Here is a 23,885-nt window from a genome sequence, read left to right as displayed (position 1 = left end):
CCGAGTGGAGGAATGTCAGACGCCGGAACGTTTTTACGTCTGCTCAGTAAGCTGCGCGTCCAATAGCCGTCAGTCCGCTCACGGCCCCAAACTGGCCGTCTCTGAACCTTAGTTTTTGTGTAAGGGATCGAGAACTTGCACACCAGTCAAAGGACCCACTGGCGGATGGACGGATGATACGCCCGCGATGATATGCAAGCGTCTTGGATGAAGGGGCAAGACAGCAGCAAGTATCCATGCCTACGATTGATCCAAGGCTTCAGTCGCGAATTCCCTCTACCGGATGAGAAAGCGCAGTGAGTATTCCCCTGAGTTCCGCTAATCCCTTCAAGCGTCCAATGGCCGGATAACCGGGTTGAGCGGATCTGCCGAGGTCGTCCAGTATGTCTTGGCCATGATCGGGGCGGAAGGGAATAGAGACATCCAATCGGCCTGCTTGCCGGCGCTTTGCCTCCTGCCTGAGCACGGCAGCAATGAGTGCGACCATATCCGTTCCCCCGCCGAGATGCTCAGCCTCGTAGAAGCTTCCAATGAGTCCGCCGCTTTCTCGGGTAACGTTTCGAAGATGCAGGAAGTGCACCCTGTCCCCCAACCGTTCCATCATCCCCGGAAGATCATTATCCGGTCGAGTGCCAAGCGATCCCGAGCACAAAGTAGCGCCGTTCGAGGGGAGGTTCACTGCATCAAGTACTGCACGATAATGCGCTTCCGTGGACATGACACGCGGCAGTCCGAGCAGGGAAAATGGCGGATCGTCAGGGTGACAACACAGGCGCATGCCAAGCGATTCCGCAACCGGTGCGACTTCGGAGAGAAAGTCAATCAGATGCTGCCGAAGACGGTCCTCGGAGATTTCGGCATACAGCGAGAGGTGGGTGCGAACATCATCGAGAGAGAAGTTCTCTGCGGCTCCCGGTAGCCCGAAAACCACATCGCGTGCCAGTTCGTGCTTGCGCTCCTCCGACATTTGCGCAAACCGCTCTTTGGCAAGCTCACCGATATCTTCAGGGAAGCTCTCCACAGCACCCTTGCGGCAAAGAATGTGGATGTCGAAAGCGGCGAAATCTATCAGATCGAACCGCATGCATGTCGCACCATTGGGGAGTCGGTGAGCGAGAGCTGTTCGCGTCCAGTCGAGCACCGGCATGAAATTGTAACAAATTGTCTGAATCCCTGCGGAGTTGAGGTTCTCAAGAGTAGTCTTCCATGCCCGAACATGGGCCTTCCAATCACCGGTCTGTCTCTTGATGTCCTCTGAAACAGGTATGCTTTCAACCACCTCCCAGGCTAGCCCGGAGGATGAGCCGTCCTTCATGCGTCCGATTTCAAGCTGCCGTGCTTCAATATCTTGCAGACGCCATGCGGTGCCTGTTGGTACATGATGGAGAGCGGAGACGACGCCTTCGACACCTGCTTGCATCATGTCATCGATGGACACACGGTCCTTCGGCCCAAACCAGCGCCATGTCTGCCGCATCTCGTTTTCTCCCGTCGTTGCTCGTCTGCCAATGAGTAACATCAGGAAAGGGGGTTGACTAGTATGCTAGTAGAAGACAAGCTGACTGCGGGTGGAGTTAAGATCATGAACACACGAGCTGGGACTACATTTCCCGTGCCGCCGAGGGTGACGCTAGAGGCGCCGATTGGTCCTCAGTTGTGGCGCATCATTCGTGAGTGGATATTGCGGGGAGAGTTATTGCCTGGCACCCGCCTATCCGAGCTCGACCTAGCCAATCTCTTTACTGTGAGCCGTCAACCTGTCCGCGAGGCCTTCATCAAGCTCGCTGAGGAGGGCCTTCTTGAGATCAGGCCTCAGCGCGGGACATATGTCAGCCGGATCCGCATCGATGCTGTGACCTCGGCCAGGTTCGTCCGCGAAGCTGTCGAAGCCGATATCGTCCGATTGGTGGCAAATCAGCCAAGCAAGCAACTTCTTGAAGACCTCAAGGCCAATCTCTCCGCTCAGGAAGAGGTGCTGGAAGGGCCGGAGCCGCAGAAGTTTCTCGCACTTGACGAACAGTTTCATCGTCTTCTTGCAGAGGCTGCAGGCCAGCGCCAGAGCTGGGAAATTCTTCAGCCTCTCAAAACACAAATGGACCGTATGCGATATCTCAACGCGCGACACTTCCCGCGCGACCAGCTTCTTCAGCAGCATAAACAGATCGTGGATGCGATCAGCAGCCACAATTCAGACGCCGCGGAAATGGCGATGCGTGCTCACTTGCGCCAGATCCTCGACGACCTTCCTGTAATCGCAGAAGCGCTACCCCACTTCTTCGAAGCAAGCCAATCGGAGGCGGTTTGATGTTAACCGCCAGCAAGTTTGCGACCGACTTCGTACCGGCCTGGATCGATCTTGCGCGCGACCGCGAGTATGGAGGCGTCGTGCAGCGTCTCGACTCCGACGGACACGCAGTTGTCGGGGAGATGAAATCAACGCTAGCGCATGCAAGGACGGTATTCTCTCTTTCGCATCTCTATCTCCATACGGGTGACGCCTCGCTTCTGAGGGCTGCACGAGACATAAACGACTTCATGATGGCTCATCTGCGCTCCTCGGAGGGAGGCTATCGTTACGCAGTCGAATGCGACGGACGTGCAAGCGCTGCTCCAGCCGATAATCTATGTCGGGCCTATGACCAGTCCTTTGCTCTTCTCGCTCTTGTGACCTTGCGTAAGGCAGATCCTTCCGCCGTCGACGCACAGACGATTTCACAGCTGTGGGAATTTATCGAGACGCTGACCGAGCCTGAGACCGGCGCCCTTTTCGAAGACGACGAGATGGCCCGTCAAAGGCCTCAGCTGGGGGACCTGCGTGCCCAGAACCCTCAGATGCACATGTTGGAGGCACTGCTCCAAGCCGTCGAATTGATCGGCAATAGAACCTGGCTGGAGCGGGCTGATCGGTATGTCGCTCTTGCCGAGAAATTCTTCATCGACCCCGCGACTGGAGCCGTGCGTGAATTCGTTTCGGGCGACTTGTCGCCGTTGGCATCGCTTGTGGGGCGTCGACGGGAGCCCGGCCATCAGTATGAATGGGCCTGGCTACTGCTTCGTTATCGTGAGCTTGGTGGGAATAGGGACGTAAAGGAGCATGCTGCCAGGATGTCGGCCTTCGCTGACCGTTCTGGCATCCGTAGCGATCGGGGACCTATGCAGGGTGCGCCCTATAATGCGTTGGACGCTGAAGGAAGGCCAACGGAGACCAGCCATCTTTTGTGGCCGCTGACTGAACTGGGGAAGCTTGCCTGCATGCGGCATATGCAAGGTCAGCCAGGCGCCGGCGAACGCGCACAGGATATGGAGCGCCTGATTTTTTCCCGCTTCTTCGCGGCTGAGAAGATCACTTGGGTTAACCAGTTGGACGGTTCCGGCGCGGTTCTCTCATCAAATGCGCTGAGCCGCCTGATCTATCACGTTCTTCTGTTTGTAACAGAAGGAGTCCGCGCTGGACTCTGGAACTTGCAGCGCAATCATTCGCAATGATTTCATCATCACCAAGGGAGGAAACCTCATGATGAACCGACTCGTAAGATCAACCGCATTGGCTGGAGCGCTGGCGATGCTGGCGGGAGGTGCAATGGCACAGGAGTTCCAGCTGAGCCTTTCGACCTCACAGCCGGTAACAGATCCTCTGGTCATCGCCATGCAAGGCGCGGAGAAGAAGATCGAGGAGAGGACTGATGGCCGCGTTGATGTCACCATCTTCCCAAGCTCGCAACTGGGCGAAGACAATGACGTCCTCGAGCAGATCCGCAACGGTGCGCCTATTGCCGTCCTCGTCGACGCGGGGCGTCTTGCGCCCTTCATGAAGGAGCTCGGCATCCTTTCCGCACCTTATCTGGTAAACGATTACACCCAATATGCTGCCATCACCGACTCACCCGTTTACAATGAATGGGTCGAGACCCTGGCGGACGATGCCGGGCTGCGCCTTCTGAACTACAACTGGTTCCAAGGCACGCGTCAGATGTTCACGAAGAAGCTGATCGAAAAGCCTGCCGATCTGAACGGTGTTCGCGTGCGCACAATCGATGCACCGAGCTGGATTGCTACCGTCAGTGCCATGGGGGCGACACCTGCGCCTATGGCATGGTCGGAGGTCTATTCCGCGCTGCAACTTGGCGCCATCGACGGCGCCGAAGCACAGTTGACCGGTGCAGCAGGTATCAAGCTCCACGAAGTCAGCACAAATGTTGCCCTGACAAACCATATTCAGCTGTTCACGGGACTGGCGACGTCGGAACAGTGGTGGAGCTCTCTTCCTGAAGACATCCGCACCATCATCGATGAGGAGCTCAAAGCGGCAGGCGACGAGGCAACCCGCATGACGGCCGACAAGCTTGCCGAAGTCCAGGCAATGATGGAAGAAGCTGGTGTCGCCTTCAACGAAGTTGACTTGGCGCCGTTCCGGGAAGCAACCGCGAAGGTCTATGAAGAGGTCGGCCTCGTCGAAGCGCGCAAAGCGCTTGAGCCGTATCTCCCAAAATAATAGCGCCTGAATTTGAGGGAACGCTGGCGAAGACTGCGTTCCCTCAAACACGTTTGTAATCTTTCGAAGGACTTCGCATGTGGCGCTTGTACGATAAAGTCGAGACCGTTTTCGCACTTCTGCTGCTCTCAGCGACGGTACTCGCAGTATTGGTGGCGGCGATCGGACGTACGATCGGGCTGCCTCTGACATCAGCACCTCAGTTCGCCCAGCTGTTCCTCCTCTGGACCTGCATGTTCGGCGCGGACCTGTGCATGCGCCATGGCGAGCATATCCGAGTGACGGCTTTGCCGGACATGGTTTCAGAGCGCATTCGCCGTAGCCTGTCAGTCGTCTCCACCGTCCTGATTCTGGTTTTTCTGGTCTGGATTGCCTGGCACGGCTTTCACCTTGCAATCAACAACTGGTCGCGAGAGCTCGGTGGAGCCGGTCTCAGCTACGGTATCGTGACGCTTGCACTGCCGGTCGGGGCGGTGCTGCTTATCATTTCGACGCTGAGGCGCCTGTTTAGCCGAGGGTTCAGCGGTGTCCTGCAGCCGGATATGGATGCCGAGGAGTATCCGCTTTGATTTCCACATTCATTCTGTTCGGAGCGCTTGCGCTCATCGGCATCGGAATGCCTGTCGCCTTCGCGATTGGCATTGCCGGTTCCGCCTATTTTCTGCTGCCGTCTGTGTTTCTCCCCGATAGCACTGCTGCACAGCGTATCGTTGCCGCCAGCCAATCTTTCCCATTGTTGTCAGTACCCCTGTTCATTCTGCTTGGGAATTTGATGAACAGTTCCGGTATCACGCCACGCCTGGTCGCGCTTGCGACCACAGTTGCAGGCTGGATGCGCGGCGGTCTGGCGCAATCGACCCTCATCCTCAGTGCCTTGATGGGTGGAGTGTCTGGCTCTGCGGTCGCTGACGCTGCTATGCAATCGCGGATCCTTGGCGAGCCGATGGTCGAAAAGGGCTATCATCGCGGTTTTACCGCAGCTGTTCTATCAATCGGCGGTCTCATTACTGCGACTTTGCCTCCAAGCTTGGGGCTGATCCTCTACGGATATCTGGGCGAAGTCTCCATCGGCCGCCTGTTCATCGCGGGCGTCGTGCCGGGGGTACTCTTGACGATCGTCTTGATGTTCGCCACCTGGGGCATCTCCTACCGCCGCGGTTACCAGCCTGAGAATGATCGCCTCCCGACCACGCGGGAAATCTGGCTTGCCTTCAAGGGCAGCTTCTGGGCAATCCTGTTTCCTATCTGGCTTCTAGTCGGTATTCGCTTTGGCTTCTTTACCCCCTCGGAAGCCGGCGGTTTCGCAGTGGCTTACGCACTATTCATCGGCTTTGTCGTCTATCGCGAACTGACGGTTGCTGCCCTTATTGATGCTCTGATCCGCAGCGTGCGCGACATCGGCATGATCATGCTGATCATCCTGTTTTCAGGCGCCTTTGGCTATGTGATAACGTTTGAGCGGGTCCCGCAAAGTATCGCAGAGTTCTCGCTTACCGCCATTTCCAATCCCACCGTGCTCCTGTTTGTGATCGCGGGCTTCCTGCTCGTTCTCGGGATGCTGATCGAAGCGACGGTCCTCGTCATGCTCCTGACGCCGATTCTGGTGCCTGTAATCACGGCCGCCGGAATAGATCCGGTACATTTTGGTTTGGTGATGATGACGCTGGTCACCTTCGGCGGTATGACACCCCCGGTCGGGGTGTCAATGTTCACTGTTTGCGGTATCCTGCGCTGTTCTTACAAGGAATATACCGTCGAGATGCTGCCGTTGGCTGCAGCTGTCCTGGCGCTGGTAATAGCGATGATCCTGTTCCCGCAGATTGTCCTCTTCCTGCCAGCATGGCTGATGTAGAGGATTGGGAATGTCCGGCCCGACCTGTAAACTATCCTTGGGCCTCGGCGGCTGGCTGTCGCCGACACCCCGCGTGCCGGTTGCGGGTCTCGTTGACCGATAGAAGCAGCCCGATCTGACACGAAACAGAATCGGGTTAGGTATACTCAAACTAACGTGCCCCAGAGCGGATCAATCATCCGGGCAGGAGGCTTCATCGACGTAAAGCGTACAGGCGCTGTGCGTTTTCAAGATGCTCGCAGGGCACGCCGTATCTATCGGGCCATGGAGGGTTCGCGAGACAGCCGTCCGTTTGACCTCACCTGGAACGACGCAGAACAGTCGACCGGCCCGCAGCAGACGCGGGACGGTGAGAGTGATCGCCTGCTGCGGCACTGAGCCAAGATCCGGAAAACAACCATCATCTACCTGTTGTTGTCGGCAGACCTCATCGAGGTCGACTATCTTGACGTCGAAGGGATCATCGAAGTCTGCGACAGGCGGATCGTTGAAAGCAATGTGCCCATTGACCCCAATCCCGAGGCACACCACGTCTATAGCAGCTTCATCTAAATGCACGGCATAGCGGCGCGCTTCAAGCTCCGGAGCGGGGCCGGGGTCGATGCGATGGACACAATCAAATCGAACCATTTCGAACAGATTGGCATCCAGCCACCTCGCAAAGCGTGCGGGTGAACCGGGCTCGAGACCGATATATTCATCCATATGGAAGGCAGTGACACGGGACCAATCGATGCTACCGTCTGCGACTAGCGCCGCCAACATTTCGGCCTGGCTAGGCGCGGCAGCAAAGATCATCCGTACCTTCGACTGTGTTGCAAGGCGCGCTTTGAGGTGACTGATGATGTCGGCCGCAGCGGCAGCGCCCATCTCAACGCGGGTCGGAAATTTCTCCACGCTGAGACGGTTACGGTTGAACTTCGCGGTAGGCTTTGGACGGTCGGTGGGAGTGGTGCTCACGGGACTTGCTTTAGACTTGTGCTTCTTCTGGAGCATTCATGCTTCCTCTCTAAGGCTCAATAGCCTATTTCAAAAGAGGCCCACTTTTAACGGGACAGACCAGGTTAGCCCGGAAGGCAATCGCCAACTGCAGGATGTCCTCTGCTGATTACGAAACAGTGAGCTCCTGACGATCTGGATGAATGCTAGGTTGCATAAACATACTACGTCTCGTTGAGGTGTGGGCACAGACACTGAGCCAACGAGCTTTGTAAAGAGGGGCTGCCTGTAAGAGCTGTTATAAGTCTCGGCGCAATCAGGCCCCCGCAACCAACGAGACTTGAATAGCCCCTAGATTTGTAGACGCCTTCTTCCCTAAGACTGAGGCAAGGAGGCGTTCATGGGCAAAGGCAATTTCACGGAAGAGTTCAAGCGTGATGCGGTGCGTCAGATCACCGAGCGCGCTACCCCGTAGCGGAGGTTTCGCAGCGGCTCGGGGTCAGCCAGCATTCGCTCTATGAATGGAAGAAGAAGTTTGCCGCGTCGAACGCCAAGGGCAACGACGCGGCAGAAGAGATTAGGCGACTGAAGAAGGAACTGGCTCGCGTCACCGAGGAGCGCGACATCCTAAAAAAGCGGCCGCGTACTTCGCCAGGGATGCAAAGTGAAGTACGCATTCATTGCCCTGCATCGCCTGTGCTTCTCGGTGCGGACGATGTGTCGGCTTCTCCATGTACACCCGAGCGGCTTCTACGCCTGGCTGAAGAACCCGTTGAGCAAACGGGCCAGCGAGGACAAACGACAGACTGATCTCCTGCTTCAGGCTTGGGAGGAGAGCGGCAAGGTTTACGGCTATCGCAAGCTGCACGATGATCTGCTCGACCAGGGCGAAGCGTGCTGCCCGAACCGCGTCGCGCGTCTGACAAGGCTTGCCGGGATCAAGGCGCAGATTGGCTACAAGCGCCGTCCCGGCATCTATGGCGGCAGGCCTTCCGTCGTTGTCGACAACACGCTTGACCGGCAGTTTGACGTAACGGCTCCTGACAAGGCCTGGGTGACGGATATCACCTACATCAGGACCTGCGAGGGCTTCGCCTATCTCGCCGTCGTCATCGATCTCTATTCCCGCCGGGTGATCGGCTGGTCAATGCAGAGCCGTAAAACCACCGACGTCGTGCTGCAGGCGCTGCTCATGGCGGTGTGGCGACGCAAGCCAAAGGATCAGGTTCTGGTCCATTCGGATCAGGGCTCGCAGTTCACCAGCATGGACTGGGCCTCGTTCCTCAAACACCACAATCTGGTTCACTCGATGAGCCGCCGCGGCAATTGCCATGACAACACAGTGGCTGAGAGCTTCTTCAACCTTCTGAAGCGGGAGCGGATACGTCGCAGGGTCTACCGCTCACGCGACGAAGCTCGTCAGGACGTGTTCGACTACATCGAAATGTTCTACAACCCGAAACGCAAGCACGTCAGAAACGGGATGCTGTCGCCCGTTGAGTTCGAGCGCGTGCAGAAAACATAGACCCGACGGTTGTCTACGAAACTCGGGGCTATTCACCCCGCTGGCCTCGCTACCCATGCTCGCCCGCGAGCTGGGTGCCTCCATTCAACCGACGAGCAGATGCTTCATTGTTGGATCCGGGATGACCACGATCCGGCTGCCATCACGAACCTCGTCGTGAAGGTGTATCACGTCCTGATTGATGAGCCGGATGCAACCTGAGGAAACGGCCTTCCCGATACTAAAAGCCTCTGGAGTGCCGTGGATGCGATAGAGGGTATCCTTCCCGTTTTCATGGATATAAAGGGCGCGGGCTCCAAGTGGATTCTTCAATCCGGGATCCATGCCGCCGTTGGCGATGCTGTAGGGCTCCAGTTCCGGTTGACGCGCGACCATGGAATCAGGAGGTGTCCAGCGGGGCCACTCACGTCTGTAAGCCATGATGGCTTCTCCTGCCCAGGCGAACCCCTCCCGCCCCACCCCGATCCCGTAGCGCATGGCGCGGCCATCTGCCTTGACGTGGTAGAGATATTTGGCGGGCGTATCTACGATCAACGTCCCAGTCTTCTCGTTGGTGGGGTAGTCCACCTCTGTCCGCCAGAACTGCGGCGGTAGCTGGCTGATATCCACTTCCGGGATCGGAAATCTCTCGTTGGGCATCGCATAATACATGGGCGGTACCACCGGCCTGGGCGCAGGTGGCGGTTCGGCGATGGTTGCAACGGGTGGCGGCTCGGTCGATACACAGCCAGAGACGGCGATTGCGCCTAGACCAAGGATGAAGGAGCGCCTTGGCAAGCCTGCGCCAACCCGCCGTCCCGTTGAGCTGTTCGTTCTCTTTTCAGTCTGAATGTCATAGGCCATATTAATATTCTTTGTTGATCGCAGGCTGGTTCCAAGCCTGCCCGCCTTACGGCAGCCTTAAGCGACGACGGGGCCGCTCGGCCGTGGAACCCCCGATCAGGCCGCGCGGGCCTCCGCGATCGCCTCCTTCAGCCCCTTCTCGTCCAGCACGCCGGCGAAGGTCGTCCGGCCGATGACGAAGGAGGGCGTCCCCGCGAAGTTGAAGGCCAGTGCCTGATTGTAGTTGCGATCGAGCAGGCCGGAGATCTTGGCGCTGTGCTCATTCACGGCGGCCGCAATCTCCTTCATGGTAAGGCCCGCGCCTGTCAGGGTCTTTTCGACGATTTCTTCCGTGAGCTTTCCGGTCGTCTTCATCAACGCTTCCATCGCAGGCTCGTACTTGCCGATCTGCGCGGCTCCAAGAACGGCCTGGGCAGCAAAGACCGATGCGCCTCCGAACACGGGCCAGTCCTTCAGCACGAGTCGGACATTACCGTCCTCACGAACGACCTTCTCGACCGTCGGGTGGATCTTCTTGCAGAAGGGGCACTGGTAGTCGAAGAACTCGACGACGGTGACGTCGCCTTCGGGATTGCCGAGAACCGGTGCGTCGGGATCATGGAAGACGGTTTTCTCGGTAATTTCCTGGCTGAAGGCCAGGCGCGGGAGGACGGAAGCCAATGCGGCAGTGCCCGCGGTGACGGCGAGCAGGTTTCTACGGGTAATCATGTCATATTTCTCCTTTTCCTGATTCTTCGGGTCCGAGCACGACCACCTTCGATCCCTTCGGGACACGGCGGTGCAGGTCGATGATGTCGTGGTTCAGCAGTCTGATGCAGCCGGACGAGACAGACTTGCCAATGCTCCAGGGCTCATTGGTCCCGTGGATTCGATAGAGCGTGTCCTTGCCGCCCTGGTAGAGGTACAGGGCACGCGCTCCCAGAGGGTTGTTGATGCCCCCCTCCAGGCCCGATGCCAAAGGGCCGTAGCGTTCCGGATCGCGCTTGATCATGTTCTGGGTGGGCACCCAGCCCGGCCACTGTGCCTTGCGCGAGATATCAGCCTCGCCCTCGAACTCCATGCCAGCTTTGGCGACGCCGACGCCGTAACGCATTGCCTTGCCGTTCTCCATGACGAGGTAGAGAAACCGGGAATAGGGGTCGACTACGATCGTGCCCGCCGGATAACCGGTCTTGTAGTCAACCACCTGCCGGACGTTCTTCGGATCCATCTTGGAGACGTCGACCCCAGGAATTGTCTCGTCCCCATCCTTGATCGGCGCGTACATGCTCGCCAGTGACGGATCCACTTTTGGTCCTTCGACCTTTGGTGGCTCCGGGGCGGTCTGCGCGCAGGCAGACAGGCCCATGACAAAAAGCGAGGCGGTCAACGGTCGCCACGGAGCGGCCGCTCGGGAAGGTGTCATTCGGATATTCCTTCTTCAGATATGAGTTCCTGGATCTTCTGCGCGAGAACCTCGCGGGAGATCTCCCCCAGGTGGGAGCCGGCAAGCGTGCCATCGGCTGCTAGAAAGAGTGTCGCGGGCAGGCCGACGGCCGAATAGTGGCGGCTGAGCAGAAGCTGCGGATCGAGCACCGCCTGCGGCAGGTCAAGGTTCTCGCGGCGGAGGTATTCAGCAATCTTTGCCGAAGGTTCTCCCTGGTTTGCGAAGACAAAGTCGACGTCAGCCGTACTGGCAGCGAGTTCCGCCATCATCGGCAGCTCGCGGCGACAAGGGGGGCACCACGTCGCCCATAGGTTCAAAACCGTAGGACGACCGTTGTTGCCGATCGTGGTCTCGGCTCCAGTGAGGGAATGGAAATTGGACGTGACAGGCGGAACCTGGGTGCCCGAAGAGGTCAATGCCAAGGTCGCCGCTGTGGCAACGACGCCTGCAACAACGCTGGCCGTGGCCCATCCGGCGAGCTTCCGGCTGCTCAGGAACAGCACGACCAGCATCAGGGCCACGCCTGCGGCACCACCGCTCCAGGAAAAGCCGCCCTGCCACACCGCAAGGATACGCCACGGCTCTGTCGCGAAGCTGCCGGAATGCTGCAGAACATGTCCCAGGCGCGCCGCTGCCAGTCCGACCAGAGCCGTCCAAGACGACCAGCGGCCGAGCCTGTCGTCAACCCGGTGAGCAAGAACGGACGCCACGGCAAGGAATACGATCATGCCCGCGATGGCAGCGAAGCGCTCCGTGTCGAACGCGAAGGGACCGAAGGACACCGCATTCATCGAAGCGCACCCTTGACGGCTGACGCGGAAGCCGCGACGGTCTGCGCGGTAATCTCGCCCACGAGGCGGCTGCCGGCGATCTCGCTATTGCTGTCATCCAGGAACAGCATGGTCGGCGGCCCGACGACCTGAAGCTCCTTCATCAGCGACTGGTTTTCCTTGTTTATCTTGCTGAGCTCGACCGAGATCAGGCGGACTCCGTCCAGCGCGTCAGCCACGGTCGGATCCGGAAAGACCGATCGCTCGATCACCCGGCATGTGACGCACCAGTCAGCCGTGAAGTAGACAAGCGAGGGAGCGCCGGTGGCATCGGCCTCCAGGAGCGAGGACAGTTCCGCTGCCGAGGAAACGGCCTGGAAGGAGCCCTTGTCGATCGTTTTCGCGGGTATGGCGTCTCCGGAGCGCGCGACAGCGATCGTTGCAAGAGGCTTTAGAGGATCGGTTGCGCCAGAGAGTCCCCCAATCCCCAGCATGACGCCGTAGAGCGCGGCCAGCATTCCCGCGGACTTGGCCAGCCGCGCAGTCCCACCCGTCTCGGCCTTGATCTGGTCGAAGGCGCCGACGAAGACGGCGAAGGTAATCGCCAGGACAGACCACAACAGAAGACCAGTCCCGGCAGGCAACAGACGATCCACGAGCCATACGGCGGTCGCGAGAAAGAGGAAGCCAAACACCTGCCGGACGCGCTCCATCCACTGTCCTGCACGAGGAAGCAGGCCCGATCCAAAGGTCCCCATCAGGATCAGCGGGATGCCCTTCCCGACGCCGAGCGCAAACAGGGCCGTCGCACCGAGAACGACGTCTCCGGTCTGCGCAATGTAGAGAAGTGCGCCCGCAAGCGGAGCCGTGACGCAAGGGCCTATGACCAAAGCAGAGGAAAACCCGAGCGCTGCTGAAGACGCCAATGAACCTCCGGCACCGCGGCGCCCCGCAAGCCGGTTCGAGAGGAAGGACGGCAGCTGGAGTTCGAAGAGTCCGAAGCTCGAAAATGCCAGAGCAACAAAGATGGCGGCGACGACGATGGTCGCAGTGGTCGACTGCAGGGCGATCTGGAAGCTCTGGCCCCACCATGCGGCGACGACACCGAAGAGACTGAATGCCGCCGCAAGAGCAAGGACGTAGGTCAGTGACAGTGCGAAACCGCGTCCGGCAGGGAGACTCTCGCCCTCCCTCGACAGCGTCGCGACCAGGATCGGGTACATGGGAAAGACGCATGGCGTGAAGGCCAGCAACATGCCGAGACCCAGAAAGCCGGCGATCAGGAAGAGCACACCGCCGCGGTTCAGGAGAGAGCCGACTACTCCGCTGGTAGACTGGTCCGAGATACGGATGCCAGGATTGTCGTCGGGTTCCGGCGCGGCCTTGGACACCAGGGGAAAGGCTGCCTGCGATTGAAGCGCAGCTTGAGGTTCAGGTGTCTTTGATGTCCATGTGGACGCAAGTCCCGCCGTGTCGATATCGACCGTTTTAGGAGGATAGCAAAGCCCGCCGTCCTGGCAGCCCTGGTAGGTGACCGTCAAGGAGCCACTGACCGGCCCCGCAATCGCTGCCGTGGTCGAGTTATAGTAGACTTCGGTGCTTCCGTATCCGGGATCTTCCTTGATGATGCCAGGCGGAGTTGTCAGCTCTACGGGCTTGCCGTCCGCCCCCGTTGCGCTCAGGTATTCGCGATAGAGATAATAGCCGTCCTCAAGCTGCCATCTTATTGCGATGTCAGGACCGTCGCGTCGTGCCTCCATGCGGAATGCCTGATCCATGGGCAGTGGCGGTTCGATGGCAGACGCCATCGCCGACACGGCCAAGGTCGTGATGAAACATGAAACCGACAGGAAGAAACGCAAGATCCGCTCCGTTGCTTGAGTTGGAGCGGCGGTCTCTCGTCCCAACCTTAAGGCAGCCTTAAGGTGACGGGCGCAGGGAGGTTGTGAAGTCAATGAGGATGCAATGCGCCTGCTTGTGGTTGAAGATGACGAGATCCTGCTGGACGGCCTGAAGGTTGGGTTGCAGATGTGCGGCTTTACGGTTGACGCGGTGACATCGATTGCCGATGCCGACGCTGCAATCAAGGCCGACAAATTCGATGCCGTTATCCTTGACCTCATGCTCCCGGACGGTTCGGGACACGACGTGCTGGCGAAGATGCGTCGATCGGGAGACCGCACCCCTGTTCTCCTCCTGACGGCGAAGGACGAGGTTGCCGACCGAATAGCAGGGTTGGATTCCGGAGCCGACGACTATCTCGGCAAGCCCTTCGATCTCGACGAGGTTGCTGCGCGGCTGCGCGCCATTGTGCGCCGTGGGCATGGTCGGGCGACGGGACTTCTGGAGTGGAAAGACGTAAGCCTTGACCCCGCCCGGATGTCTGCGTCGCGTGCCGGCACGGCGATCGCCCTCTCGCGGCGGGAGTTCGTCATCCTGCAGGCGCTGATGGAGACGCCGGGGGTCATCCTGTCCCGGTCGAATCTCGAGGAGAAGCTTTATGGATGGCAGGAGGAGATCGAGAGCAATACGGTGGAGGTTCACGTCCACAAGCTGCGCTCGAAGCTCGGCGCGAACTTCATCGAGACCGTGCGTGGCGCAGGCTATCGATTGAGGGGTGCAGAATGAACTCCATACGGATCAGACTGTTTGCGATCCTCATTGCCACGACCGGCGCGGTGTGGCTGTTCGCCGCTGCCTGGATCTACGCCAGCACCCAGGCCGAGGTCGAGCGCGTACTTGACGCCCGCCTGATGGAGGCGGCACGCATGGTGAGTTCGCTGATCACGGATCACCAGATCGATCCCTCCGCGGCAGCCAATGCGGCAACTGCCGATGCTCCCCCTTCGCCATTCAAGGAAGCCGGCGGCAGCTACAGCCGCCAGCTTTCCTGCCAAATCTGGTCGCTTCAGGGCAGCCTCGTCAGCCGCTCGGAAAGCGCGCCTGCAACCTCGCTCGCCAGCCACACGGACGGCTTCGAGGAAACCGAAATCGACGGAGAAAGGTGGCGCGTCTACGCCGTCGTCAATCCGACGCTTGGCGTTCGCGTGCTGGTCGGCGACAGTCTTGAGATCCGAGACCGGCTGATCGGCGACGTCATCAAGGGGCTTCTCGTTCCAGGCGTCGTTATCCTCCCAATCCTTGCTGGGCTGATCTGGCTGAGCGTCAGCCGCGGTCTCGCCCCACTGACGCGCATCGCTGAAGGACTTGCTGGCCGTTCTGCATCGGAGCTTCATCCCATAGATGCCGGCTCCGTTCCGCGGGAAGTGCGGCCAGTTGTCCGGGCACTGAACAGCCTGTTTGGCCGGGTGGCCGAAGCGCGAGACCGGGAGCGGAGCTTCACCGCCTATGCCGCGCATGAACTGAAGACGCCGCTTGCGGGGCTCAAGACCCAGGCGCAGGTCGCTCTTCGAACCGACAACCCCACCATCCAGCGCGAGGCCCTCTCCCGCATCTCCACCAGCGTCGACCGAACCAGCCGGATGGTTCGGCAGCTTATTGATCTTGCCGCCGTCGATGCGTCACAGGGCTTCGCCAGACGCGAGCTAGTCGACGTTGCCGTCCTCGTTGGCGAGATCGCTTCGGAACTGGAGACGCAGCTAGCAGCCAACGAGGTTCACGTCGCAATGGAACTCGCAGATAGAGCCCAGCATCCTGCGGTTCTTCAGACTGACAGGGTCCTGCTCCGTCTGGTGATCCGAAATCTGCTTGAGAACGCGATCCAGCACTCGCCGAAAAGGACAGAAGTCAGGTGCCGCGTCATCGCGAGACCAAGCGAGGTTGTCGTCGAGATCCTCGACCAGGGACCGGGAATTTCGGTTGCCGATGAGGCGCGGGTCACAGAACGCTTCTTCAGGGGATCGAAGGCCCATGGGCACGGGAGCGGCCTTGGACTCTCTATCGTCCAGATGGCGCTCGATCGTCTCGGCGGCAGCCTTACCTTCGAGAGAGGCGGTCGATGGTTCGTGGCGAGAGCCTCGTTCCTAACCTGACCGCCTCAGACCCGCATCCAGTTGAAGCAACCCGCTAGACCCTGCCAAACAACTTCTCGAACTAGTGGGTAGCGGGTGCTTTGCATCACTGTCAGAAGATCATCAGCCTCCTGGTGTCGATGGATTGGCAGGTGCCAGCGCCGGACCGGCTGAGGCGGATCATCGGAATTGGGGGCAGTCGTCGACGAAGACGTGGTCCGGTCATCGTGGGAACGGTCGACCTGCGCCCATAGAAGCACCGCCACGCAGGCATCGTCGGCGGCATGGTAACGGGTGCGTTCACGGCCACCCAAGGGGGAGGTATCGTGGTCTTCGTTGCCGTTGTACTCGGGCTCTTCATGTTCAGGACCATCAGCTTTTCCGACCTCTGGGGCGCGCTGATCGTTTCCGCACGGGCCAGCGCCACCGTCTACCTTCTCGTTGCCGCGGCATCCGTGCTGTCCTATGCGCTGAACCTGCTGGGGATCGGCGCCATGGTCACCGCAGCCGCCCCGTTCTTCCAGGGCAACCCGATGCTGTTCCTGGTCGGCGTGATGATCCTGATGCTGGTGCTCGGGATGTTCCTCGACATCGGCGCAGCGCTGCTCATCTTCGTGCCGCTCGTGATGCTCACGGTCATGCAACTCGGCATCGATCCGATCCAGGCTGCCATGGTGATCATCCTCTCGCTTGCAATGGGGCTCATCTCGCCGCCGGTGGGTGTCGTCCTGTTCATCCTGATGAAGATCGGCAACATCCGGCTGACGCCTCTGATGCGGGAACTGGTGCCGTCCATATCGCCGAGATCGGCATCATCCTGCTGATCATCGTCTTTTCGTCCCTCTCCACCTGGCCACCGGACGTGCTTCGCTAGCTGGCATACGCCCACCAGCTTCAAAGGCATTCCGCAGGCTTCGACACGGTTTTATCCTCCGCAGCATCGCGGGGGAACTGGTGCACAATTGGGGCGGAGACGACCGCCAACTTCTTGGCGACAAGAGAGCGAGACGTCGGAGATAGAGAAGTCCCGTCGAAAGGTCGGCCGATTTGGCAGCGGAAGATCGTCCACTCGCCAACTAAGAACACTGGAGCGGGGTCGGTTCCCGGCCGATCGGGGAGGTGATTCCGTATAGCGGCGGCATGCGGACATTGTTTCGCGTTCCGGTGAATCAGCGTTGTCCCTATTGGTGCCCGATTTCTGCTTCTTCGCCTTCCAAGGCGCCCGCCATTGACGCTGCTACGCGCTGCAATACTTCCTGCGCATTGTAATCGTGGCGAGAGAAGAGATTGTCCCGAACAATCGAACGGTGGAGACAGCAGTCGTTGGCGCGCCGGTTTCTTTTGGCCGGCGGCGTCGTGTCCATTGCAGCAGCACTGGTCGTGGGCGCTTTGGTGACAACTCTTATCGAGGCTGCCGTTACCAGAAACTCGGCGGCCACCACGGCAATGTACGTGGACGGCATCATTGCTCCGCTGCTTCCCGATCTTCAGACCACCGAGGTCTTGGACGATATTACAAGCCGCACGCTGGACGAGACCTTCGGACAGGGAGCGCTGGGAGACCGCGTCATTTCCTTTCGTCTGTGGCGGGCGGATGGCACGGTTCTCTATGCTACGGATCCCAGCATGATTGGCCGACGCTTTGGGCTGAACGAGGAACTCCAACGGGCGTTCTCGGGCAAGCTGATTGCCGAATTCGAGCGACCGGACGAGGAGGAGAGCATCGCTGAACGCGCCGCCGGCATACCGCTCCTGAAGATCTACAATCCCATCCTGCAACCGTGGTCGGGCGAAGTCGTGGCCGTTTCCGAATTTTATGAGGTGGCGGAGGGGTTCGAGGAAAGCCTGTGGGAGGCGAGGCTACTGAGTTGGGCAGCCGTGGCTGCGGTCGTTGCAGTTTTCTTTCTCTCTCTCTCCGCCATCGTCGTTCGGGGGAGCCGGACCATTGACGATCAAAAGGCTGCCCTGACGGAGCGGGTCGCCGAATTGTCCAACCTCCTGGAGCAAAACCGCGAACTTCACAGGCGGGCCCAGCGTGCATCTCAGAGAGCGACTGCGCTGAACGAGAGTTACCTGCGCCGCTTGGGTGCTGACCTGCACGACGGTCCGGCGCAACTGGTGGCCTATGCCGCACTTCGGATCGACAGCAAGACCCTCGTGACACCGGATACACCAGACGCTGTCCGTGAGGTCGAGCTTTCGGCGATCAAGGCCCGGCTCCATGAGGCGATGGAAGAGATCCGCGCGATCTGCAGGGGGCTCATCCTTCCTGACATAGAAAATGGGGACCTTCACGAGGTGATCACTCGCGCCGTGAACGCCCACGTTCAACGAACAGGTTCCCCCGTGGCGCTTCGATTGTCGGATGTCGCGTGCGAACTCTCGCCATCCGCGAAGATCACCATCTACAGGTTTGTTCAAGAGGCCCTAAATAACGGCTTTCGCCACGGAGGCGGGGCTGGACAGAAAGTGCGCCAAACCCTGGATGACAATGAGATCACGGTGGAAGTAGAGGATGAAGGTCCGGGCTTCGATGTGGAAAAGGTGAAGCCCGAGGGTCTTGGCATTGCGGGGCTGCGGGAACGGATCGAGAGCATTGGCGGTCACTTCAGCCTTAAGAGTTCGACAAGCGGAACAACCGTCTGCATGACGTTAAGAGCCGAGGGAGCAGAATTCACACAATGACGAACATCCGTGTCGCGGTAGTGGACGATCATCCGCTTTTCAGAGAAGGCGTTATTCGTAGCCTGGGAGAATCCCCTGGGCTGGAAATCGTGGCCGAGGGAGCATCGAGCCATGATGCGGTCGCCATCGCCGAAAATGACGCACCGGATGTGATGCTGATGGACATCTCCATGCCCGGGAACGGCCTCAAGGCGATCCAAGCGGTGCTCGAGGCGCAGCCAAACGCGAAGATCGTGATGCTGACGGTCTCGGAAGCCGGCGACGACCTTGCCAATGCCGTCAGGATGGGTGCGAAAGGCTATGTCCTGAAGGGCATCGGATCGCAAGGACTGGCGGAAGTGGTCAAAGCCGTCGCCTCCGGCCAGAGCTATATCGCGCCCAGTCTTTCGGCACGTCTCGTGGAGACGCTTTCGAGGTCGTCGGAACCAAGGCATGATCCTTTTAGCGACCTCACTCATCGTGAGATGGAAGTGCTGAAGCTGGTGGCATCCGGGCTCAGCAACAAACGTATCGCCATCGCGCTCGATCTGCACGAAAAGACAATCAAGCATCACATGACGCGCATCTTCACCAAGCTAAACGTCTCCAACAGGACGGAAGCGGCGCTCGCGCTGCGTGACGCCACGCGAGCGGAATCAGCGGAAGGATCTCAGACGCGCGCGATCTGAAGCGGTGGCGCGCCGGTTGACGATCCGCCTGTTGCGCGCATCGCGCATCTCGTAGCGGTTGCGGACGATCCGCTCGACGGTGCCGTTGGGGTGGCGTACGGTTATCGAGGGACCGTTGGTGCGAACTTCAACTTCGCCCTTTCCTGGACGGGATGGATCTGGCGCGGTGCCACGGCCTGTTTCCCGCGTCTCGCTGCTTCGGCCGCCGCTGTTTCCCCCGTTATTGCCTCCGCCGTTCCCACCGGCATTGCCGCTGCCGTTCCCGCCACCGCTACCTCCGCTATTCCCACCGCCGTTCCCACCGCCATTGCCGCCGCCATTCCCACCGCCGTTCCCGCCACTGTTACCTTGTGCGGCAGCCTCGTTGGGTGTGAAACTCTGACCGCGATTCAGGAAGGCCACGCGGTAGGGCGAAAGCAGCGCCGCTGACGTCAGCACAACAGACAGCAATAGTTCTCTTCTTGTCCTCATCTCCGGTCTCTCGCGCGTCCCAGCCTACGGGTCGTTCAGCATCTAGACAGCGTCTGCGGCAAAAGAAAGCCCCGCCCGTTGCGGAACGGACGGGGCAGGAGCCTGCGCAGGAAGGGACGGGCAGCGCAGGTATCGGTTGATCTCGTTACGCGGCTGCCGTGCCAAGAAGCACGAAGCCCAGGGCGAGACCGGCAATCGGGATGAGAAGCCATCGAGCCTGAAAGACGCTGTTTTCCATGATGATCTCCGCGTGCGCCGTTGTGTTGGTGCTGCAACGGATTGCTGGGGCCTGCCGTTCCGGCGCATTGCGTCCCTGGGACCTTTGCGCGGGACTATCCGACCAAGGTCTGACTTTTTCGGGCCAAGGCCGGAAGCCCTCCCCAACTTAATCGGAACAATCACACCAGAGATGCAAAGGAGACGGGAGCATCTGCGAAAGACGTCCAAGCACTGCGTGCCGCGGGAGGGCGAATTGATGGATGTAGAGGAAGAGGTCGAAAAAGGCGGCGTCCTGTGCCGACGCGCGCGGAACGCCGTTTGTGGCCCTGCGGGATTCGCGACAAAAAGAAACCCGCCGAAGCGGGTTAGGAAAACGCGCTACGCTCCTTCCTAGTCAGGAAGGGCAACGCTGCTGTCCATGCGATCAATTATAGGCTTTTTACCGGGCACATGGGACATGGTGCGGGTTGTGCTCTCGAGTTCGCCATCTCTCACCCGCGTCTTTGTCCGGGACTTGCTGAAGGTGCCCTTGTCCATCGCCTGGGCGCGGGACTGCGCTTTCAACTGGTTCGGGTTCTCATTGATCTGCGTACGGCTCTGTGCTGTTCCGTCTGCAGCAGCAGCGCTGCCGCCTGATGCGATGGAGGCGGTGGTGCCGTCGTCGGTGACGCAGGCCCCGGCAGTGCCGAGCGTGCTTGCGGAGGTTCCGCCAGCCGCGGCGCTTCCACCTGTTCCAACGGTTCCTGCCGCGTCACACTCCTGCGCATTTGCTGGAGAACTCGCGAAGATGGCCATTGCTGCTGCAGATGTAACAAGCATTTTGCGAAACATGAGGATGCCTTTCACTTTGCCGGTTTCGTAATGTCGCATGTCCCGTCTGACCGACGGGTGATAACGGTGCCGTCCGGCTGGACAACACTTGCAGTGGATAAGGACTGACCGCCGGCAGAACTGGAACTCGACGCCGACGCACCGCTTGAAGACGATGACCCGGCAGTGGAGGATGACGATGATCCGGTGCCTGATGTAGTCGTGCTGGTTTGCCCATTGACGGTTGTCGATGACGTGACCTTTCCGCCGCCCGCGGTCACGGACGAGGATAGCCCACCTGTAGCCTCAGCCTCGCTGTCATCGCTGTGGATGATGGTGCATGTGCTCCCATCTTCCAGCGTCACCCGCTCCGTCGTCGCGGCCACAGCAATGCCGCCGAACAAGATGAGCGGTAAGGCGAGCGGCTGGCTCGATAGTTTGCTCAAAAGCTTCATGATCTCCTCCTGAAAAGTTGGCTCCGGTAACCGGAGCCAACCAGAGACACGTTAGCAGGTGCCGTCGTTCTTCTTGACCTGGCCCGGAGGGCAGTCCTTGTTGCTGATGTCGTCTTGAGCTGCGCCAGCGGCACTGCCGGCAGTCCCAACAGAACTGCTGGAGGTACCGCCGCCAGCGCTGGTTCCGCCTGTCCCGAGTGTCGAAGCCGAGCCGGAGCCGCTGGCTGAGCCGGCCGCGGATCCACCGGTCCCGACGGAGCTGCTCGACTGGCCGTCGCCAGCAGAGGTTCCACCAGTGCCAAGGGTCGAGGCAGAGCCAGCGCCCTCACCGGATCCGGCCGCGGAACCGCCTGTGCCGACAGAACTGCTCGACGTACCGCCTCCCGCAGAGGTGCCGCCTGTGCCGAGGGTGGACGCCGATCCGGCACCGTCACCAGAGCCTGCCGCAGAACCGCCCGTGCCAACCGAGCTGCTGGACGTGCCACCTCCTGCCGACGATCCTCCGGTTCCAAGAGTGGAGGCAGAGCCAGCGTCGCAATCGGTAGCCCCGGGAGCGCAATCCGTGCTTCCAGCGGAGCTGCCGCCTGTGCCGACAGTACTGCTGGACGTCCCGCCGCCAGCGCTCGTGCCGCCGGTGCCGACCGTGCTGCTGGTTTGGGCATAGGCTGAAAGAGCGGTTCCGGCGAGCAGCGCCGTCGCAAGTGCAAGTGGGGTCACAAGTTTCATGGGGTTCCTCCTGGGTTTACCATGCTTCGGTCGATATTCGCCAAAGCTGCAGACGGAACATCCACTCTGGAGCCCTGTTCCCGCCTGAGGCTTCAGTCGTACAGGCGATACGACCTAAGTCTTGCCGGTGCGCACGGGCCCAAGAGGCACCGCATGACCGACGAAGTGATTGCAATTTTGGCTATAGGGAGCGTCGGATAAGACATCCGCCGAGTTTCGTCGCCACTCATGATCGAGCTTATGACAGCTACTTCTTCGAAGCTCATTCCCCAGATAACAATGTCGCAACGAGGCTCAGTCGAGGCGACCATACCGGCCATCATCTGTGGACGGCAATCGAGGCGGTGAGTAAGTTCACCGTGAGACCGCGCCGTTTCCCGTGCGCCTGTCTTGACACCAGCGAGGGAGCCGCGTCCGGAATGGCAGTATTGACATCGTCACTCTCGACCCGTTCCGAAACATTCACTTCGAATGTCAGGGCTCACCACGACGCAATAGAAATGATCCATCAGGCTGCAGCGCTTGCCGTTGATGGCGGCGGCCAGCAGTCGCGGGAGCGTCACGTGGCACGCGGCAAGATCCTGCCGCGGGATCGCGTGGCGAGGCTGCTTGATCCCGGATCACCGTTCCTTGAGATCGGGATGTTCGCCGCGCATGGTCTCTACGATGGCGCCTCGCCGTCAGCCGGGGTGGTGGCCGGCGTCGGTCGGGTGTCTGGCCGCGAGGTGATGATCGTCTGCAACGATGCTACCGTCAAAGGCGGTACCTATTACCCGATGACCGTCAAGAAACATCTTCGCGCCCAGGAGATCGCCGAGGCGAACTGCCTGCCCTGCGTATACCTCGTTGATTCAGGCGGGGCGAACCTGCCCCAGCAGGACGAGGTTTTCCCGGATCGCGACCATTTCGGCCGCATCTTCTTCAATCAGGCCAACATGTCGGCCAAGGGCATCGCGCAGATCGCGGTTGTGATGGGATCCTGTACGGCAGGTGGCGCCTATGTGCCGGCTATGTCGGACGTGACCATCATCGTCCGCGAGCAGGGCACGATCTTCCTGGCGGGCCCGCCGCTGGTCAAGGCTGCAACGGGAGAGGTCGTATCGGCGGAGGATCTCGGCGGCGGCGACGTGCATACCCGGCTGTCGGGCGTGGCGGACTATCTTGCCCGGGACGATGCCCATGCACTCGCTCTGGCGCGGCGGGCAGTCGCCAACCTCAACCTGACAAAGCCCCGGCAACTGGATCTCGCACCGGTGGAGGCTCCTCTATATGACCCGGAGGAGATACTTGGTATCGTTCCCGCCGACCTGCGCACGCCCTACGACATCCGAGAGGTGATTGCCCGCGTGGTGGACGGCTCCCGCTTCGACGAGTTCAAGGCCCGCTACGGCACCACTCTGGTCTGCGGATTTGCGCATGTCATGGGAATGCCGGTGGGGATCATCGCCAATAACGGCGTACTGTTTTCCGAGAGTGCCCTGAAAGGCGCGCATTTCGTCGAGCTTTGCTCGCAACGGAAGATCCCGCTGGTGTTCCTGCAGAACATTACCGGGTTCATGGTCGGCCGCAGTTACGAGGCGGGCGGGATTGCGAAGGACGGCGCCAAGCTTGTTACCGCCGTCGCGACCACCAAGGTCCCAAAGATCACCATGCTGGTCGGCGGCTCGTTCGGAGCCGGCAACTACGGCATGTGCGGCCGCGCCTACAGCCCGCGCTTCCTGTGGACGTGGCCTAACTCGCGCATTTCAGTGATGGGCGGCGAGCAGGCGGCGGGTGTTCTGGCGACGGTGAGGCGCGAAGCGCTGGAGCGATCGGGGAAGACCTGGTCGGCGGAGGAGGAGACCGAATTCAAGCGGCCGACAATCGAGATGTTCGAGCGACAGTCGCATCCGCTCTATGCCTCGGCAAGGCTCTGGGACGATGGCATCGTGGATCCGCGGAAGACACGGGAGGTTCTCGCGCTGTCGCTGTCGGCGGCTCTGAACGCACCCATCGAAGACACACGCTTCGGCGTGTTCCGGATGTGAGGGCAG

At 60.1% G+C, this 23,885-nt stretch carries 21 protein-coding genes and 2 pseudogenes; 12 read left to right on the top strand and 11 right to left on the bottom strand.

Annotated features, from left to right (window positions below):
* Window positions 1–259: 259 nt before the first annotated feature.
* Complete coding sequence (uxuA, locus tag NT26_RS14600) at window positions 260–1,477, bottom strand: mannonate dehydratase (RefSeq protein WP_052639744.1); 1,218 nt, start codon at window positions 1,475–1,477, stop codon at window positions 260–262.
* Window positions 1,478–1,540: 63 nt separating this feature from the next.
* Between uxuA and NT26_RS14595 the strand changes: the two genes are divergently transcribed.
* The 5 genes from NT26_RS14595 to NT26_RS14575 all read left to right on the top strand — a co-directional run bounded on the left by NT26_RS14595 (window position 1,541) and on the right by NT26_RS14575 (window position 6,344).
* The gene (locus NT26_RS14595; RefSeq protein ID WP_244467616.1) at window positions 1,541–2,305 is read left to right on the top strand and encodes a GntR family transcriptional regulator; all 765 of its coding nucleotides are present in this window, start codon (window positions 1,541–1,543) and stop codon (window positions 2,303–2,305) included.
* Window positions 2,305–3,486 carry an AGE family epimerase/isomerase gene (locus NT26_RS14590; protein WP_052639742.1) on the top strand — a complete coding sequence of 394 codons (1,182 nt, stop codon included), beginning with the start codon at window positions 2,305–2,307 and terminating at the stop codon, window positions 3,484–3,486. Before NT26_RS14595 ends, NT26_RS14590 begins: the two co-directional genes overlap by 1 nt.
* Before the next feature lie 28 nt (window positions 3,487–3,514).
* Window positions 3,515–4,492 (top strand): C4-dicarboxylate TRAP transporter substrate-binding protein, encoded by a 978-nt coding sequence (locus NT26_RS14585; RefSeq protein ID WP_244467615.1) that lies wholly within the window; start codon window positions 3,515–3,517, stop codon window positions 4,490–4,492.
* Window positions 4,493–4,569: 77 nt separating this feature from the next.
* A complete protein-coding gene (locus tag NT26_RS14580) occupies window positions 4,570–5,061 on the top strand; it encodes a TRAP transporter small permease (protein WP_052639740.1) in 492 nt (163 codons plus the stop codon).
* Window positions 5,058–6,344, top strand: coding sequence for a TRAP transporter large permease (locus NT26_RS14575; protein WP_052639738.1), 1,287 nt, complete (start codon window positions 5,058–5,060; stop codon window positions 6,342–6,344). The genes NT26_RS14580 and NT26_RS14575 overlap by 4 nt, the downstream gene beginning before the upstream one ends.
* 171 nt (window positions 6,345–6,515) lie before the next feature.
* Here the strand turns inward: NT26_RS14575 and NT26_RS14570 are convergent, their stop codons facing one another.
* On the bottom strand, window positions 6,516–7,340 hold the full coding sequence (locus NT26_RS14570; protein WP_342024172.1) for a glucosamine-6-phosphate deaminase: 825 nt from the start codon (window positions 7,338–7,340) through the stop codon (window positions 6,516–6,518).
* A gap of 343 nt (window positions 7,341–7,683) precedes the next feature.
* Here NT26_RS14570 and NT26_RS14565 point away from each other — a divergent pair.
* Window positions 7,684–8,808, top strand: a pseudogene (locus NT26_RS14565) (IS3 family transposase).
* 84 nt (window positions 8,809–8,892) lie between these two features.
* Here NT26_RS14565 and NT26_RS14560 read toward each other — a convergent pair.
* The 5 genes from NT26_RS14560 to dsbD all read right to left on the bottom strand — a co-directional run bounded on the left by NT26_RS14560 (window position 8,893) and on the right by dsbD (window position 13,709).
* A complete protein-coding gene (locus tag NT26_RS14560; protein WP_082077709.1) occupies window positions 8,893–9,651 on the bottom strand; it encodes a L,D-transpeptidase in 759 nt (252 codons plus the stop codon).
* A 96-nt stretch (window positions 9,652–9,747) separates the two neighbouring features.
* Window positions 9,748–10,359, bottom strand: coding sequence for a DsbA family protein (locus tag NT26_RS14555; RefSeq protein WP_052639734.1), 612 nt, complete (start codon window positions 10,357–10,359; stop codon window positions 9,748–9,750).
* 1 nt (window position 10,360) lies between these two features.
* On the bottom strand, window positions 10,361–11,056 hold the full coding sequence (locus NT26_RS14550; RefSeq protein WP_052639732.1) for a L,D-transpeptidase: 696 nt from the start codon (window positions 11,054–11,056) through the stop codon (window positions 10,361–10,363).
* The gene (locus NT26_RS14545; protein WP_052639730.1) at window positions 11,053–11,868 is read right to left on the bottom strand and encodes a TlpA disulfide reductase family protein; all 816 of its coding nucleotides are present in this window, start codon (window positions 11,866–11,868) and stop codon (window positions 11,053–11,055) included. Before NT26_RS14545 ends, NT26_RS14550 begins: the two co-directional genes overlap by 4 nt.
* Entirely contained in the window at window positions 11,865–13,709 is a 1,845-nt protein-coding gene (dsbD, locus tag NT26_RS14540) for a protein-disulfide reductase DsbD (protein WP_065814538.1), read from the bottom strand. The genes NT26_RS14545 and dsbD overlap by 4 nt, the downstream gene beginning before the upstream one ends.
* A gap of 103 nt (window positions 13,710–13,812) precedes the next feature.
* Here dsbD and NT26_RS14535 point away from each other — a divergent pair, with 103 nt between their 5' ends.
* From NT26_RS14535 to NT26_RS14515, 5 genes are all read left to right on the top strand, one after another.
* Window positions 13,813–14,475 (top strand): response regulator transcription factor, encoded by a 663-nt coding sequence (locus tag NT26_RS14535; protein WP_052639728.1) that lies wholly within the window; start codon window positions 13,813–13,815, stop codon window positions 14,473–14,475.
* Complete coding sequence (locus tag NT26_RS14530) at window positions 14,472–15,839, top strand: ATP-binding protein (protein ID WP_052639726.1); 1,368 nt, start codon at window positions 14,472–14,474, stop codon at window positions 15,837–15,839. The genes NT26_RS14535 and NT26_RS14530 overlap by 4 nt, the downstream gene beginning before the upstream one ends.
* 251 nt (window positions 15,840–16,090) lie before the next feature.
* Window positions 16,091–16,642 (top strand): TRAP transporter large permease subunit, encoded by a 552-nt coding sequence (locus tag NT26_RS14525; protein ID WP_342025636.1) that lies wholly within the window; start codon window positions 16,091–16,093, stop codon window positions 16,640–16,642.
* Between the two features lie 499 nt (window positions 16,643–17,141).
* A complete protein-coding gene (locus NT26_RS14520; protein ID WP_342024164.1) occupies window positions 17,142–18,503 on the top strand; it encodes a sensor histidine kinase in 1,362 nt (453 codons plus the stop codon).
* Window positions 18,500–19,171: a response regulator gene (locus tag NT26_RS14515; RefSeq protein WP_052639720.1), complete on the top strand. Its 672-nt coding sequence runs from the start codon at window positions 18,500–18,502 to the stop codon at window positions 19,169–19,171. The genes NT26_RS14520 and NT26_RS14515 overlap by 4 nt, the downstream gene beginning before the upstream one ends.
* Here the strand turns inward: NT26_RS14515 and NT26_RS14510 are convergent.
* The 4 genes and pseudogenes from NT26_RS14510 to NT26_RS23400 all read right to left on the bottom strand — a co-directional run.
* Window positions 19,139–19,642, bottom strand: coding sequence for a hypothetical protein (locus NT26_RS14510; protein WP_065814537.1), 504 nt, complete (start codon window positions 19,640–19,642; stop codon window positions 19,139–19,141). The two genes, NT26_RS14515 and NT26_RS14510, sit on opposite strands and share 33 nt — an antisense overlap.
* Window positions 19,643–20,251: 609 nt before the next feature.
* Window positions 20,252–20,692, bottom strand: coding sequence for a hypothetical protein (locus NT26_RS14505; protein ID WP_052642212.1), 441 nt, complete (start codon window positions 20,690–20,692; stop codon window positions 20,252–20,254).
* A gap of 11 nt (window positions 20,693–20,703) precedes the next feature.
* The gene (locus NT26_RS23405; RefSeq protein ID WP_082077814.1) at window positions 20,704–21,117 is read right to left on the bottom strand and encodes a hypothetical protein; all 414 of its coding nucleotides are present in this window, start codon (window positions 21,115–21,117) and stop codon (window positions 20,704–20,706) included.
* A gap of 270 nt (window positions 21,118–21,387) precedes the next feature.
* Window positions 21,388–21,852 (bottom strand): annotated as a pseudogene (locus tag NT26_RS23400) (hypothetical protein); the annotation flags it as partial.
* 419 nt (window positions 21,853–22,271) lie between these two features.
* Between NT26_RS23400 and NT26_RS14490 the strand changes: the two are divergent.
* On the top strand, window positions 22,272–23,879 hold the full coding sequence (locus NT26_RS14490) for a carboxyl transferase domain-containing protein (RefSeq protein ID WP_052639712.1): 1,608 nt from the start codon (window positions 22,272–22,274) through the stop codon (window positions 23,877–23,879).
* Window positions 23,880–23,885 lie beyond the last annotated feature (6 nt).

The sequence above is a fragment of the Pseudorhizobium banfieldiae genome (assembly GCF_000967425.1).
Taxonomy (GTDB): Bacteria; Pseudomonadota; Alphaproteobacteria; order Rhizobiales; family Rhizobiaceae; genus Neorhizobium; species Neorhizobium banfieldiae.
The sequence above is the reverse complement of the archived record's forward strand: the minus strand, read 5'-3'. Positions and strand labels throughout refer to the sequence as shown.

Bases quoted from the DNA above. Each gene is read 5' to 3' on its own strand.
- uxuA (WP_052639744.1), bottom strand. From the start codon at position 1,477: ATGCGGCAGACATGGCGCTGGTTTGGGCCGAAGGACCGTGTGTCCATC.
- NT26_RS14595 (WP_244467616.1), top strand. From the start codon at position 1,541: ATGCTAGTAGAAGACAAGCTGACTGCGGGTGGAGTTAAGATCATGAAC.
- NT26_RS14590 (WP_052639742.1), top strand. From the start codon at position 2,305: ATGTTAACCGCCAGCAAGTTTGCGACCGACTTCGTACCGGCCTGGATC.
- NT26_RS14585 (WP_244467615.1), top strand. From the start codon at position 3,515: ATGATGAACCGACTCGTAAGATCAACCGCATTGGCTGGAGCGCTGGCG.
- NT26_RS14580 (WP_052639740.1), top strand. From the start codon at position 4,570: ATGTGGCGCTTGTACGATAAAGTCGAGACCGTTTTCGCACTTCTGCTG.
- NT26_RS14570 (WP_342024172.1), bottom strand. From the start codon at position 7,340: ATGCTCCAGAAGAAGCACAAGTCTAAAGCAAGTCCCGTGAGCACCACT.
- NT26_RS14560 (WP_082077709.1), bottom strand. From the start codon at position 9,651: ATGGCCTATGACATTCAGACTGAAAAGAGAACGAACAGCTCAACGGGA.
- NT26_RS14555 (WP_052639734.1), bottom strand. From the start codon at position 10,359: ATGATTACCCGTAGAAACCTGCTCGCCGTCACCGCGGGCACTGCCGCA.
- NT26_RS14550 (WP_052639732.1), bottom strand. From the start codon at position 11,056: ATGACACCTTCCCGAGCGGCCGCTCCGTGGCGACCGTTGACCGCCTCG.
- NT26_RS14545 (WP_052639730.1), bottom strand. From the start codon at position 11,868: ATGAATGCGGTGTCCTTCGGTCCCTTCGCGTTCGACACGGAGCGCTTC.
- NT26_RS14535 (WP_052639728.1), top strand. From the start codon at position 13,813: ATGCGCCTGCTTGTGGTTGAAGATGACGAGATCCTGCTGGACGGCCTG.
- NT26_RS14530 (WP_052639726.1), top strand. From the start codon at position 14,472: ATGAACTCCATACGGATCAGACTGTTTGCGATCCTCATTGCCACGACC.
- NT26_RS14515 (WP_052639720.1), top strand. From the start codon at position 18,500: ATGACGAACATCCGTGTCGCGGTAGTGGACGATCATCCGCTTTTCAGA.
- NT26_RS14510 (WP_065814537.1), bottom strand. From the start codon at position 19,642: ATGAGGACAAGAAGAGAACTATTGCTGTCTGTTGTGCTGACGTCAGCG.
- NT26_RS14505 (WP_052642212.1), bottom strand. From the start codon at position 20,692: ATGTTTCGCAAAATGCTTGTTACATCTGCAGCAGCAATGGCCATCTTC.
- NT26_RS14490 (WP_052639712.1), top strand. From the start codon at position 22,272: ATGGCAGTATTGACATCGTCACTCTCGACCCGTTCCGAAACATTCACT.